12 protein-coding genes are annotated in these 12,218 nt (G+C 69.4%); 4 read left to right on the top strand and 8 right to left on the bottom strand.

What is annotated here, in order from left to right; all coding sequences use genetic code 11:
- Positions 1-3: 3 nt before the first annotated feature.
- From bamE to V7Z98_RS04985, 5 genes are all read right to left on the bottom strand, one after another.
- Complete coding sequence (bamE, locus tag V7Z98_RS05005) at positions 4-504, bottom strand: outer membrane protein assembly factor BamE domain-containing protein (RefSeq protein ID WP_293260757.1); 501 nt, start codon at positions 502-504, stop codon at positions 4-6.
- 107 nt (positions 505-611) lie between these two features.
- Positions 612-1,832, bottom strand: a complete 1,221-nt coding sequence (locus V7Z98_RS05000) for a multidrug effflux MFS transporter (protein WP_334157203.1) — start codon at positions 1,830-1,832, stop codon at positions 612-614.
- A gap of 267 nt (positions 1,833-2,099) precedes the next feature.
- On the bottom strand, positions 2,100-3,584 hold the full coding sequence (locus tag V7Z98_RS04995; RefSeq protein WP_334157202.1) for a YifB family Mg chelatase-like AAA ATPase: 1,485 nt from the start codon (positions 3,582-3,584) through the stop codon (positions 2,100-2,102).
- The gene (locus tag V7Z98_RS04990; RefSeq protein WP_334157201.1) at positions 3,581-4,198 is read right to left on the bottom strand and encodes a YceI family protein; all 618 of its coding nucleotides are present in this window, start codon (positions 4,196-4,198) and stop codon (positions 3,581-3,583) included. Before V7Z98_RS04990 ends, V7Z98_RS04995 begins: the two co-directional genes overlap by 4 nt.
- 7 nt (positions 4,199-4,205) lie before the next feature.
- Entirely contained in the window at positions 4,206-4,451 is a 246-nt protein-coding gene (locus tag V7Z98_RS04985; RefSeq protein ID WP_293260834.1) for an accessory factor UbiK family protein, read from the bottom strand.
- Between the two features lie 475 nt (positions 4,452-4,926).
- Here V7Z98_RS04985 and V7Z98_RS04980 point away from each other — a divergent pair, with 475 nt between their 5' ends.
- The 4 genes from V7Z98_RS04980 (at position 4,927) to V7Z98_RS04965 (ending at position 8,600) form a co-directional block, all read left to right on the top strand.
- Positions 4,927-5,793: a TorF family putative porin gene (locus V7Z98_RS04980; protein WP_334157200.1), complete on the top strand. Its 867-nt coding sequence runs from the start codon at positions 4,927-4,929 to the stop codon at positions 5,791-5,793.
- A 20-nt stretch (positions 5,794-5,813) separates the two neighbouring features.
- Positions 5,814-6,152, top strand: a complete 339-nt coding sequence (glnK, locus tag V7Z98_RS04975) for a P-II family nitrogen regulator (protein ID WP_054619821.1) — start codon at positions 5,814-5,816, stop codon at positions 6,150-6,152.
- 13 nt (positions 6,153-6,165) lie between these two features.
- On the top strand, positions 6,166-7,692 hold the full coding sequence (locus V7Z98_RS04970) for an ammonium transporter (protein ID WP_293260847.1): 1,527 nt from the start codon (positions 6,166-6,168) through the stop codon (positions 7,690-7,692).
- 110 nt (positions 7,693-7,802) lie between these two features.
- Positions 7,803-8,600, top strand: coding sequence for a phosphodiesterase (locus V7Z98_RS04965; protein ID WP_334157199.1), 798 nt, complete (start codon positions 7,803-7,805; stop codon positions 8,598-8,600).
- 93 nt (positions 8,601-8,693) lie between these two features.
- Here V7Z98_RS04965 and purU read toward each other — a convergent pair whose 3' ends face one another.
- The 3 genes from purU to dsbD form a co-directional block, all read right to left on the bottom strand.
- On the bottom strand, positions 8,694-9,566 hold the full coding sequence (purU, locus tag V7Z98_RS04960) for a formyltetrahydrofolate deformylase (protein WP_293260853.1): 873 nt from the start codon (positions 9,564-9,566) through the stop codon (positions 8,694-8,696).
- Positions 9,567-9,642: 76 nt separating this feature from the next.
- A complete protein-coding gene (gene thrH, locus V7Z98_RS04955) occupies positions 9,643-10,251 on the bottom strand; it encodes a bifunctional phosphoserine phosphatase/homoserine phosphotransferase ThrH (RefSeq protein ID WP_293260856.1) in 609 nt (202 codons plus the stop codon).
- A gap of 106 nt (positions 10,252-10,357) precedes the next feature.
- The gene (gene dsbD / locus V7Z98_RS04950) at positions 10,358-12,217 is read right to left on the bottom strand and encodes a protein-disulfide reductase DsbD (protein WP_334157198.1); all 1,860 of its coding nucleotides are present in this window, start codon (positions 12,215-12,217) and stop codon (positions 10,358-10,360) included.
- Position 12,218 lies beyond the last annotated feature (1 nt).

Genomic DNA, 12,218 nt, shown 5'->3' with positions numbered 1-12,218 from the left:
CCCTTATCCTTTTTGAATCATGGCCTTGGACGTGCTTCTGACCCGGCCGTCGAGACCAAAGTTCACGTACAGGTGCCATTCCTCCCATTGCAGGTCGCCGGCGATGCGCCAGTCCCACACCTCTTCCTGCTTGAGGGGAAAGACGGTGGTGCTGCCCGGGCTGCCGAGGATGCGGCGCACCTCGTCATGGCTCATGCCGGGGCGGATGCGCGCATAGTTGGCCTCGGTCAGCGCCTGCTCGACCCGCCGCACCACGCCGTCGGCCCCCAGGGTGATCAGGTAGGTGGCAGTGCCCATGGGGCCCCGGGGGTATTCCCAGGTGACGCTGCCGTCGTCGTTGTCCCAGCGCCCCGGCGGCTCGCCCCAGTGCCGGATGACGTCGGCAGTGGTGGACTGGCCCGGCACGATGGCGTCGAGCCGGGCGGCGTCGCAGCCGACCAGGGCCAGGGCGCCGAGGAAGAAGGGCCGCCAGCGGGCGAGCCAGGAAAGAAAGGGGGAGCGCATGAATGGGGCAATCTCGTTAGACAGGCAGTGGCGGGCGGTGCGGGGGTGGATGCGCGGCCGCCTTGCCACATCGTAACGGCATTCTCCGGCCCGGGGGAGTCGGTCCATCAGCCGCCGCGGGCGGCCCGGAAGTGCCAGGCCACCATCGCCGCCCCCAGCAGGAACAGGGCGCACTGGCCCCAGACCAGGTGCAAGGGCGAATCCCAGAGCAGGGGAGCCAGGGCGATGGAGGCCAAGGAGTTGATCGCCGACTGGACGAAAGACTGGACCGAGGCGGCCAGGCCCCGCTGCTCTGGGTACAGGTCCAGAGCGAGCAGGGTCAGCACCGGCATCGACACCGACATGCCCACCGTGTACAGGCCGATGGGCAGCACGTTCTGGGGCACTCCCGAGGGCAGGGCCAGGCACACCGTCAGGTTGGCCAGGGCCGCCGCCCCCATCAGCGCCATCGCCAGGCGCAACAGCTGGCGCGGGCTGTGCCGCCCGGCCAGATGGCCGGACAGCCAGGAGCCCGCCATCAGCCCGCCCATGCCTGGGCCGAACAGCCAGTAGAACTGGGTTTCCCCCAGGCCCAGGTGCTGCATCAGGAATACCGGGGCCGACAGCACGTAGAGGAAGAAGCCCATGAAGAAGAAGCCGACGCCCAGGCAGGCGGCCATGAAGGCCGGCTGGGAGAAGGCGTGGCGGTAGGCCCGCGCCAGGTAGGCGGCGGAAAAGGGCTGGCGCCGGTGGACCGGCAGGGTCTCGGGCAAGCGCCGCCAGCACAGGACGAACAGCGCCAGGGCGAAGGCAGTGAGGAACAGGAACACGGCGCGCCAGCCGAACAGGGTGTCCAGCCAGCCGCCGATCACCGGGGCCACCGCCGGCGCCAGGGCGAACATGATGGCTACGTGGGCCATCAGCTTCTGGGCCTGGGCGCCTTCGAACAAATCCCGGATCAGGGCCCGGGAAATGACGATGCCGGCCCCCGCCGTCACCCCCTGAAGCAGCCGCCCCAGCCACAGCACCTCGATGCGCGGCGCCAGGGCGCACAGCAGGGAGGCCAGGGCGAACAGGGCGAAGCCGGCCAGCACCACCCGCTTGCGCCCGAAGGCGTCGGACAGGGCGCCGTGCCACAGGGTCATGATGGCGAACGGCGCCAGGTAGTAGGTAAGGGTCTGCTGTACCGCCAGCTCCCCGACCCCCAGGTCGGCGCCGATGGCGTGGAAGGAGGGCAGGTAGGTGTCGATGGAGAACGGCCCCAGGGCCGCCATGGCGGCGAGCAGCAAGGCCAGGCTGCGGGGGGGTGCGGTGTGCGGGACGGCGGGAGGGGGTGCGGCGAACGACATGGGGACTCCAGGGCGGCCACGCCAGGCGGGACCACGGGATGGGAACGGGGACGCGGTGGCGGCACCAGCAGGCTGGGCGGATTCTGCGGCGCGGCGTTGCGTCCCTTCGATTTTTCTCGGGCATTGCGCCGGGGCCTATCGGGAAACCCAATACTGGCGCGGACCTTGGCGGGCCCGGGTGTTGCGCCGACCGACGGCGGCGGCGGCGTCACGCAGGTGCAGCGGAGCAGTCCGGCAACGCACAGTCCGGCGGCAAGCCGTCCGGGATCAGGCGCTCGGCCGCAGGGCCAGGGCCTCGGCTACATGGGCCGGCTGGAGGCGCGCCGCGCCGGCCAGGTCGGCAATGGTACGCGCAACCCGCAGTACCCGGTGGTAGGCCCGGGGCGACAGGGCCAGCCGTTCCACCGCCTGAGCCAGCAGCACCGCCCCCGCCTCGTCCGGGGCGGCATGGCGGGCCAGGGCCTCGCCTTCCAGGCGGGCATTGACGCAGCCCTGGCGCGCCAATGCCCGGGCGTGGGCGGCGCCAACCCGGGCGGCCACCGTCGCGCTGGCTTCGCCGGGCCGGGCGGCAGCCAGTTCCGCCGCCCCCAGGGCCGGCACCTCGACTTGCAGGTCGAGACGGTCGAGCAGGGGGCCGGACAGCTTGCCCCGGTAGCGGGCCACCTGGTCCGGAGTGCAGCGGCAGGGGCGCTGCGGGTGGCCCCGGTAGCCGCAGGGGCAAGGGTTCATGGCCGCCACCAGGCGGAAACGGGCCGGGTAGTCGGCCCGCCGCCCCACCCGGGATACCTGGATGCGGCCGCTTTCCAGGGGCTCGCGCAGGGATTCGAGGACGCGCCGGTCGAACTCGGGCAGCTCATCGAGGAACAGCACGCCGGCGTGGGCCAGGGAGATTTCGCCGGGGCGCGCGTCGTTGCCGCCCCCCACCAGGGCCGGGGCCGATGCGGAATGGTGCGGCGAACGTTGCACGCGACGGCCGAAGACGGCCGGGTCGAACAGGCCGGCGGCGGACAGCAGGGCCGCCGATTCCAGGGCCTCGTCCTCATCCAGGGGCGGCAGGATGCCTTGCAGCCGGGCGGCAAGCATGGACTTGCCGGTGCCCGGCGGCCCCACCAGCAACAGGGCATGAGCGCCGGCGGCGGCGATTTCCAGGGCGCGGCGGGCGGCCGCCTGGCCTTTCACGTCGGCCAGGTCTGGATAAGCAGGCAGCGGCGCCGGGGCCACCGCCGGGGGCGCCAGGCTCGCCTGGCCGGTCAGGTGGGCGCACACCGCCGCCAGGGTGCCGGCGGCGAGCACGGCGCTGCCCGGGGCCAGCACGCCCTCGGCGGCGGAAGCGGCGGGCAGCACCAGGGCGCGCCCCGCGTCCCGGGCCGCCAGGGCCATGGACAGGCCGCCGCGCACCGGGCGCAGTTCGCCGGACAGGGACAACTCCCCCGCCAGTTCCACCTGGTCCAATCCCTTGGTGGGCAACTGGCCGGAGGCGGCCAGCAGGCCGACGGCGATGGGCAGGTCGAAGCGGCCCGAATCCTTGGGCAGGTCGGCCGGGGCCAGATTGACGGTGATGCGCCGGGCCGGGAAGTCGTAGCCGCTGGTGAGCAGGGCCGCCCGCACCCGCTCCCGGGATTCCCGCACCTCGGCCTCGGGCAGGCCGACCAGGGAGAAGGCCGGCAGCCCGTTGGCCACGTGCACCTCCACCGTCACCGGCGGGGCGGCCACGCCGGCCAGGGCGCGGCTGTGGACGAGGGCCAGGGTCATGGCACCGGGTCGCGGATGGCTTCGATCTGGATGGCGATCGCCACTTCGTCGCCGACGAAGGGCAGGTAGGCGGCCATGCCGAACTCGGAACGGCGCAGGCTGCCCCGGGCATTGGCGCCGCACACCGCCTGGCGGGTGAGGGGCTGGGTGCCGCAGGCGAAGTGGTCGATCACCAGGGACACGGGCCGGGTCACGCCGCACAGGGTCAGCTCCCCGTCCAGCCCTACCGGGCGGCCGTCGCGGAAATACATCTGACGGCTACGGAAGGTCAGGGTGGGGTAGCGCTCCACGGCGAAGAAGGAATCGCCGCGCAGGGCCTTTTCCAGGGCGTCCAGCCCGGTATCGACGCTGGCCGCCTCGATGGTCACGTCCACCTCGCCCCGCCCGGCCTCCCGGTCCAGGACCAAGGTGCCCCGGGTCCGGTCGAACCGCCCCCGTTGCAGGGAAAAGCCCAGGTGGCTGACTTCGAACTGGGGAAAGGTGTGGGCCGGGTCGATGGTGAAATGCTCCGGCGCCGCCGTGGCGGGGCCGATGGCCAGGGTCAGCGCGGCCAACAGCACCCCAGACAGGGCGCGCCCAGTAGCCCGCCGTTGCTCCCGGAGCGCGCCGGCCATGGCGGGGTCAGCCCTTGGCGCCGAGCTGCTTTTCCAGTTCGGCGACCCGGACTTCCAGGGCGTCGAGCTTTTCCCGGGTGCGGGCGAGCACCTGGCTCTGGATGTCGAATTCCTCGCGGCTGACCAGGTCGAGCTTGCTGAAGAAGCCGCTCATCAGGCTGCGCACGTTCTTTTCGATGTCGGCCGCGGGGGAGGCGGCGAACATGGCGCTCATGCGGTTGGAGAACTCTTCGAAAGCCTTCGGGTCTATCATGACAACATCCTTAAAAGAAGCATTGCGGCACTGTTTTTGAGTGTAGCACAGGGGGCCGTTTCCGCCCGCCGGCAAGCCTTGGCGGCCAATTTCGGGGCGGCGACGCCATGACGCGGTTTTTACGTGCCCGTCCTTTCTCTTGAGTCCATTTTTATTCCGCCCGGGGGATGCTCTGCCCGCCTTCCCGGCCCGCCCGGGAGGGCTGCCAACGTCGAACGGGCTGCCGGCCGGGGCCTTGCCGCGGCGGTGGAGAGCCTCTGTACCAGAGCCGGCAGAGCGTTATTCACCCCGCAACAGAGCTTCGCACCGTCATGGTGCGTATGCCATGATGTTCGCGCCGCAGCGGTGCGGATTCGTCTTCCAGCATACAAGCCAACGCAGCATCCGTTTGATTTTTAGGCACTTTCCAAACTGGCACAGAGCGTGCTCATACCGCGTTGTAGTTTTTTCACTTGCTGAGACAAAGGAGTCCAACATGCGCAAAACCCTTCTCACCGTTGCCGTCGCCTCCCTGGGCCTGGGCGCCCTGCCGGCCTTCGCCCAGTCCGCTGGCGATGCCGCAGCCCCCGCTGCCGACCCGGCCAGCCCCCATACCCTGACCGCCAACGTGGGCCTGTTCTCCAGCTACCGGTTCCGCGGCATCGACCAGACCAACGGTCATCCCGCGCTGCAAGGCGGCTTCGACTACTCCCACTCCAGCGGCTTCTACGTGGGCAACTGGAACTCCAACGTCACCTCCGGCGCCGGCTACCCCGGCGGCAACCTGGAGATGGACCTCTATGGCGGCTGGAAGCAGGCCTTCGGTGACTTCGGCGTGGATGTGGGCGCGATCCTCTACTACTACCCCGGTTCCGCCAAGGGTCCCCTGGTCGGCAAGACCGGCGGCGACACCGTCACCAACAAGGAACTGTATGTGGGCGGTTCGTGGAAGTTCCTCAGCCTGAAGTACTCCTACGCCATCGACGATTACTTCGCCACCAAGGGCATCGACTCGTCTGGCAACGCCACCGGCCGCAGCACCGCCGGCACTTCCTACCTGGACCTGTCGGCCAACTACGACCTGGGCAACGGCTGGGGCCTTAATGCCCACGTCGGCCAGCTGTTCTACCGGAACGTGAACAACGGCGACTACACCGACTGGAAGGTCGGCGTCACCAAGGACTTCAGCGGCTGGGTGGTGGGCCTCGCCTACGTGGATACCAACGCCAAGGGCAGCTGCAACAGCACCGGTGTGAATCCCTACTGCCTGGCCAAGACCGTCGATACCGACGGCAACGCCAGCACCAGCAAGCACGATGGCGGCAAGGCCACCGCCGTGCTGTCGGTTTCCCGCACGTTCTAACTTCACCGCAGAGGCACACCATGAAACTGGTTACCGCCATCATCAAGCCGTTCAAGCTTGACGAAGTCCGGGAAGCCCTCGCCGCCGTCGGCGTGCAGGGCATCACCGTGACCGAGGTCAAGGGTTTCGGCCGGCAAAAAGGGCACACCGAGCTGTACCGGGGCGCCGAATACGTGGTCGACTTCCTCCCCAAAGTGAAGATCGAAGCCGCCGTGCGCGACGAGATCCTCGACCAGGTGGTGGAAGCCATCGAGAAGTCGGCCTGCACCGGCAAGATCGGCGACGGGAAGATCTTCGTCTTCCCGCTCGAACAAGTCATCCGCATCCGCACCGGCGAAACCGGTGAGGACGCCCTCTAAAGGGAGTTCCACGATGAAACGGCTCTTTGCACGCCTCGGCCTCGCCCTGGCTCTGGTCGGAACGGTGGCGTTCGCCTCCCCGGCCTTTGCCGACGACAAGCCGGCCTCTCCCGCTCCGGCGGCCTCTGCACCCGCCGCGGCACCCGCTGCCGCGGCGGCTCCTGCTCCAACCACCGCCCCTGCCGCCGCTGCGGCGGCGGAAGCACCGGCGGCCGCTGCGCCGGCACCGGTGCCCAACAAGGGCGATACCACCTGGCTGCTGATGAGCACCGCGCTGGTGATGCTGATGTCCATCCCCGGCCTGGCGCTCTTCTACGGCGGCCTGGTGCGCTCGAAGAACATGCTCTCCGTGCTGATGCAGGTGTTCATGGTCTTCGCCCTGGTGACCCTGTTGTGGACGATCTACGGCTACTCTCTGGCCTTCACCGAGGGCAACGCCTTCTTCGGCAGCCTCGACAAGCTGTTCCTCAAGGGCGTGACGCCGGACAGCCTGGCGGCGACCTTCAGCAAGGGCGTGGTGGTGCCTGAAATGGCCTACATCGCCTTCCAGGGGGCCTTCGCCTGCATCACCTGCGGCCTGATCGTCGGCGCCTTCGCCGAGCGCATCAAGTTCTCCGCGGTGCTGCTGTTCATCACCATCTGGTTCACCCTGGCCTATCTGCCAATGGCCCACATGGTGTGGTACTGGGCCGGTCCGGACGGCTACCTGGATGCCGCCTCCGCCGACAAGCTCAACGCCACGGCCGGCTTCCTCTTCCAGAAGGGCGCACTGGACTTCGCCGGTGGCACCGTGGTGCACATCAACGCCGCCGTGGCCGGTCTGGTGGGCGCCATCCTGGTGGGCAAGCGCGTCGGCTACGGCCGCGAGTCCATGGCCCCGCACAGCCTGACCATGACTATGATCGGCGCCTCCCTGCTGTGGGTGGGCTGGTACGGCTTCAACGCCGGTTCCGCCCTGGAAGCCAACGGCTCCGCCGCCCTGGCCTTCCTCAACACCTGGGTGGCCACCGCCTGCGCAGCCCTCTCCTGGGTCTTCGCCGAGTGGATGATCAAGGGCAAGCCCTCCATGCTGGGCGCCGCCTCCGGTGCCGTGGCCGGCCTGGTGGCGATCACCCCGGCCGCCGGCTTCGTCGGCTTCATCGGCTCCATCGTCCTGGGCCTGCTGGCCGGCGTGGTCTGCCTGTGGGGCGTCAATGGCCTGAAGCGCCTGATCGGTGCCGACGACTCCCTGGACGTGTTCGGCGTCCATGGCGTGGGCGGCATCCTCGGCGCGGTCCTCACCGGCGTGTTCGCCGACCCTGCCCTGGGCGGTGCCGGCATCTACGACTACGTCGCCAACAAGGTCGCCGACTCCTACTCCATCGCCGACCAGGTGATCGTGCAGCTGACCGGCGTGGGCGTGACCCTGGTCTGGTCCGGCGTGGTCGCCCTGGTCGCCTACAAGCTGGTGGACATGTTCATCGGCCTGCGGGTCCCCGAGGAAGAAGAGCGGGAAGGCCTGGACATCACCTCCCACGGCGAGTCCGCCTACCACCTGTAAGCGCGGCTCCTCCCCGCGATGCCGCAACGGGCGCCTTCGGGCGCCCGTTGTCGTTTGTGCCCCCCAGCCCCCCGGGCCGCGCTCCACGATGCGACTGCTATGCTGGAACCATGCGCATCGTTCAACTCAGCGACCTGCACCTGCAGCCCCCGGGGCAACGGCTCTACGGCCGGGTGGACACCGCCGCCTGCCTGGAGGCGGCCCTGGCGCGCATCGCCGCCCTGGCGCCGGACCTGCTGGTCATCAGCGGCGACCTGTCCGACCGGGGCAGCGCGACGGAGTACGCCTGGCTGGACCGGGCCCTGGCGCCCCTGTCCTGCCCGGTGGCCCTGATGCCCGGCAACCACGACCGGCGCGAGACGTTGCGCGCCGCCTTTCCCAGCCAGGGCTGGACGGGGAAGGACGACGCCCCCTGCCACCGCCGCCTCGACGTGGCCACGGGCACCCTGCTGCTGCTCGACACCGTAGTGCCGGGCCAGGAGCATGGCCTGGTGGACGCCGCCGCCCTGGACTGGTTGGAGGCCGCCTGCCCGGCCCGGACCCGCACCTTGCTGGTCATGCACCATCCGCCCTTTTCCATCGGCGTGGCCGGCATGGACGCCATCGCCTGCCGGGGCGCCGAGGCCCTGGACGCCTGGCTGGCGCGCCACCCCAACGTGGAAGCGGTGCTGTGCGGCCATGTGCACCGCTTCGTCGCCACCACCTTCGCCGGCCGGCTGGCCCTGACCACGCCGTCGCCGGCCCACCAGATCGCCCTGGACCTGGACGGAGCCCCCGGGGAGTTGGCGTTCACCCTGGAGCCCGGCGCCTTCCTCCTGCACCTGTGGGCCCCGGGACGCCCCCTGACCACCCACTGCGTACCCTGCGCCCCCGCGCCGGCCTACCGCTACGCCGCCCTGGGCGGCTGACCGGCCGGCACGGCCGGTAGTTGCGCACGCTGCGCCGCAAACGAACAAGGGGCGCCGAGGCGCCCCTTGTGCAGTGCCGTGCCGAAGCGACGATCAGCGGAAGACGATGGTCTTGTTGCCGTGGGTCAGCACCCGGTCTTCCAGGTGGTAGCGCAGGCCCCGGGCCAGCACGGTCTTCTCGATGTCCTTGCCGTAGCGCACCAGGTCGTCCGGGGTGTCCGAGTGGTCTACCCGGATCACGTCCTGCTCGATGATCGGGCCCTGGTCCAGGTCGGCGGTGACGTAGTGGCAGGTAGCGCCGATCAGCTTCACCCCCTTGGTGTAGGCCTGGTGGTAAGGCTTGGCGCCGACGAAGCTGGGCAGGAAGCTGTGGTGGATGTTGATGATGCGCCCCGGGTAGGCGGCGCACAGTTCCGGCGAGAGAATCTGCATGTAGCGCGCCAGCACCATGGTGTCGCCCTTCACCTCCTCGAAGATGCGCTGGATTTCCTTGAAGGCGGCGACCTTGTTGTCCGCCGTCACCGGGATGTGGTGGAAGGGGATGCCGTGCCACTCGACGAAGCCCTTGAAGGTGTCGTGGTTGGAGATGATGCAGGGAATCTCCACGTCCAGCTCCTTGGCCTGCCAGCGCGCCAGCAGGTCGTACAGGCAGTGCTCCTGCTTGGACACCAGCAGCACCACCCGCTTCTTCACCGCGCTGTCGGTGATGCGCCAGTCCATGTTCAGCTCGGCGGCCAGGGGGGCGAAGCGCTCGCGCAGTTCGGCAAGCATGAAGGGCAGGGAATCGGCCTTCACTTCCAGGCGCATGAAGTAGCGCCCCGGGGCGGCCTCGGAATCGGGCTCGGCGTGCAGCGCCGTCTCCAGGATCCAGCCTTTGTGCTGGGCAAAGAACCCTGACACGGTGGCGACGATGCCGACCCGGTCGGGACAGGAGGCAGTCAGCGTATAGAAGCGTTCGCGGTGCATGGCGGTACGGTCGGGAATGCGGCGGGTGGCAGAGGCGGCGCGGCGCAATGGCCGCGACCGCCCCGGAGGGCGCGCCTCAGATGCGGGCGCTGGCCTTGAGGATTTCGTCCTGCAGCTGGGCGTAGTCGAGCACCACCGGATACTGGGGGAACTCGCGGATGACGTTGTCCGGCGGGCAGAAGAGGATGCCGGCGTGGGCTTCGCCGAGCATGGTGGTGTCGTTGTAGGAGTCGCCGGAGGCGATCACCTTGAAGTTCAGCTCCTTGAAGCGCTTCACCGCCTCCTGCTTCTGGTTGGGCATGCGCAGGTGGTAGTTCACCAGGAAGCCCTGGGCGTCGGCTTCGAGCTTGTGGCAGAACAGGGTGGGGAAGCCGAGCTGCTCCATCAGGGGCATGGCGAATTCGTAGAAGGTGTCGGACAGGATCACCACCTGGAAGCGCGGACGCAGCCACTCGATGAATTCCTTGGCGCCGGGCAGGGGGCCCATTTCGGCGATGACCTTCTGGATGTCCGGCAGGCCCAGGCCGTGCTGCTTGAGGATGCCCAGGCGGTACTGCATCAGCACGTCGTAGTTGGGCTCGTCCCGGGTGGTGCGCTTGAGTTCGGGGATGCCGGTACGCTCGGCGAATTCGACCCAGATTTCGGGGACCAGGACACCTTCCAGGTCAAGACAGACGATTTGCACGGAACACTCCCTGTTTTAGCTGCGCCCGGGGGCGAAAAAACGGGGATTCTAGCATCGCCACCCCGGTTCCTCGCCCCTGCCCCCGACCAGGCCGGGGGCGTTCCGCTCACTTGGACAGGACCCGGTCCAAGGAGGCGGCAAACTTTTCGGCGCTCTGGAAGCCCACCACCTTGTGGCCGCGCACTTCCTCACCGGCGGCGTCGAAGAACAGGATGCCCGGCGGGCCGAACAGGTTGAAGCGGGCGAGCAGGGCCTTGCTCGTAGCATTAGTGTCAGTAACGTCGGCCTGGAGCAGGAGGAAGCGGTCGAGCCGCGCGCGCACCTTGGGATCGGTGAAGGTAAAGCGCTCCATTTCCTTGCAGCTGGAACACCAGTCAGCGTAGAAGTCGAGCATCACCGGCCGGTCGGTGGTGCGCAGCCGGGCATCCAGCTCGGCCAGGCTGGCCACCCGCTCGAAGCGGGCTGCACCGCCAGTGGTCTGAGCGGCGAAGGGCTTGAGCGGCTGGAGCGGGTCGCGCCCGCCGGCCAAGGCGCCCACCAGCACCGCCGCGCCGTAGACCAGCAGCACCACCCCCAGGCCCTTCCAGAAGCGCTGCCAGGGGCGGGCACCGGCGGGCAGGGGGTCGAGGGCGTGCAGGTAGACGGCCGGCACCAGGGCGAGCAGACCCCAGCCGATCATCACCAGGGCTTCGGGCAGCACCGGCCCCACCAGCCACAGGGCGGTGGCCAGCAGCAGCACGCCGAAGGTCTGGTTGACCCGGGCCATCCACGGGCCGGCCTTGATCAACAGAGTGCCGGCGGAGGCCCCCAGAGCGATCAGGGGCGCGCCCATGCCTAGAGCCAGGGTGAACAGGGCGGCGCCGCCGAGCAGGGCGTCCCGGGTCTGGCCGATGTAGAGCAGGATGCCGGCTAGGGGCGCGGCGACGCAGGGGCCGACGATCAGGGCCGACAGCACCCCCATGGCCGCCACGCCGGGCAGGGAGCCGCCCTTGATGTGGGCGGCTTCCTCCGACACCTTGCTTTGCAGGAAGGCCGGCATCTGCAGTTCGTAGAAGCCGAACATGGCCAGGGACAGGGCGATGAACACCAGGGCGAAGAAGCCGAGCACCCAGGGGTTCTGCATCAGGGTCGAGAGCAGGGTGCCGGTGAGGCCGGCGGCCACCCCGGCCAGGGCGTAGGTCACCGCCATGCCCAGCACGTAGGCCACGGCCAGGGCGGTGGCCCGGCCCCGGGCCGGCTTGACCTTGCCCGAGCCGACGATGATGCCGGAGAGGATTGGCACCATGGGCAACATGCAGGGGGTCAGCGACAACCCCAGGCCGGCGACGAAGGCAGCCGCAAGATTGGCCCAGAAGCCGGCGTGGCGCAGCATGCGGGCGATGGCGCCGCTCTCGTCGCCGTCTGCCGCGTCGGCGGCGGCCGTGTTTTTTTCCGGTGCCGCCGGGGTATCGGCCGAAGGTCCAGCATTGGCGCCACTCTCCGGGGTGCTCATGCCGGACGCCGCGCCAGACGCGGCATTCGCGCCCGCCCCCTTGGTGAAGGCCGCCAGTCCTGGGCCTCCGGCCTGGGCCACCGCCACGTCCATTTCCTGGGGCGGATAGCAGATGCCGCCCTCGGCGCAGCCCTGGGAGGTAACGGTGATCGTGGCCGGCAGCGTCCCCTGCACCGGCAGGCGGATCGTCACCTGGTCGTGGAACACCTCCACGTCGCCGAACAGGTCGTCCTTCTTCATCTGCCCCTTGGGGAAGGCCGGCGTGCCGAAGGTGGCGCCCGGGGCCGCGAAGCGGAACTTGTCCCGGTACAGGTAGTAGCCCTTGGCGATGGTGAAGCGCACCTCGACGCTGGCCGCATCCACCTTGCTGGCGCTGGGCTGGAAGGCGACCTGGGGATCGAGGAATTCCTGGGCGGCGGCGGGGGCCGCCAGGGCGAGGGCCAGGAGGAACAAGGCAGTGAGGCGGGCGAGCATG

This window comes from Oryzomicrobium sp., from assembly GCF_036820405.1.
In the GTDB taxonomy this organism is placed as follows: domain Bacteria; phylum Pseudomonadota; class Gammaproteobacteria; order Burkholderiales; family Rhodocyclaceae; genus Oryzomicrobium.
This window is presented reverse-complemented; position numbering and strand designations above follow the sequence as displayed.

Bases quoted from the DNA above. Each gene is read 5' to 3' on its own strand.
- V7Z98_RS04980 (WP_334157200.1), top strand. From the start codon at position 4,927: ATGCGCAAAACCCTTCTCACCGTTGCCGTCGCCTCCCTGGGCCTGGGC.
- purU (WP_293260853.1), bottom strand. From the start codon at position 9,566: ATGCACCGCGAACGCTTCTATACGCTGACTGCCTCCTGTCCCGACCGG.
- dsbD (WP_334157198.1), bottom strand. From the start codon at position 12,217: ATGCTCGCCCGCCTCACTGCCTTGTTCCTCCTGGCCCTCGCCCTGGCG.
- bamE (WP_293260757.1), bottom strand. From the start codon at position 504: ATGCGCTCCCCCTTTCTTTCCTGGCTCGCCCGCTGGCGGCCCTTCTTC.
- V7Z98_RS04990 (WP_334157201.1), bottom strand. From the start codon at position 4,198: ATGGCCGGCGCGCTCCGGGAGCAACGGCGGGCTACTGGGCGCGCCCTG.
- V7Z98_RS04995 (WP_334157202.1), bottom strand. From the start codon at position 3,584: ATGACCCTGGCCCTCGTCCACAGCCGCGCCCTGGCCGGCGTGGCCGCC.
- V7Z98_RS04985 (WP_293260834.1), bottom strand. From the start codon at position 4,451: ATGATAGACCCGAAGGCTTTCGAAGAGTTCTCCAACCGCATGAGCGCC.
- V7Z98_RS05000 (WP_334157203.1), bottom strand. From the start codon at position 1,832: ATGTCGTTCGCCGCACCCCCTCCCGCCGTCCCGCACACCGCACCCCCC.
- V7Z98_RS04965 (WP_334157199.1), top strand. From the start codon at position 7,803: ATGCGCATCGTTCAACTCAGCGACCTGCACCTGCAGCCCCCGGGGCAA.
- V7Z98_RS04970 (WP_293260847.1), top strand. From the start codon at position 6,166: ATGAAACGGCTCTTTGCACGCCTCGGCCTCGCCCTGGCTCTGGTCGGA.
- glnK (WP_054619821.1), top strand. From the start codon at position 5,814: ATGAAACTGGTTACCGCCATCATCAAGCCGTTCAAGCTTGACGAAGTC.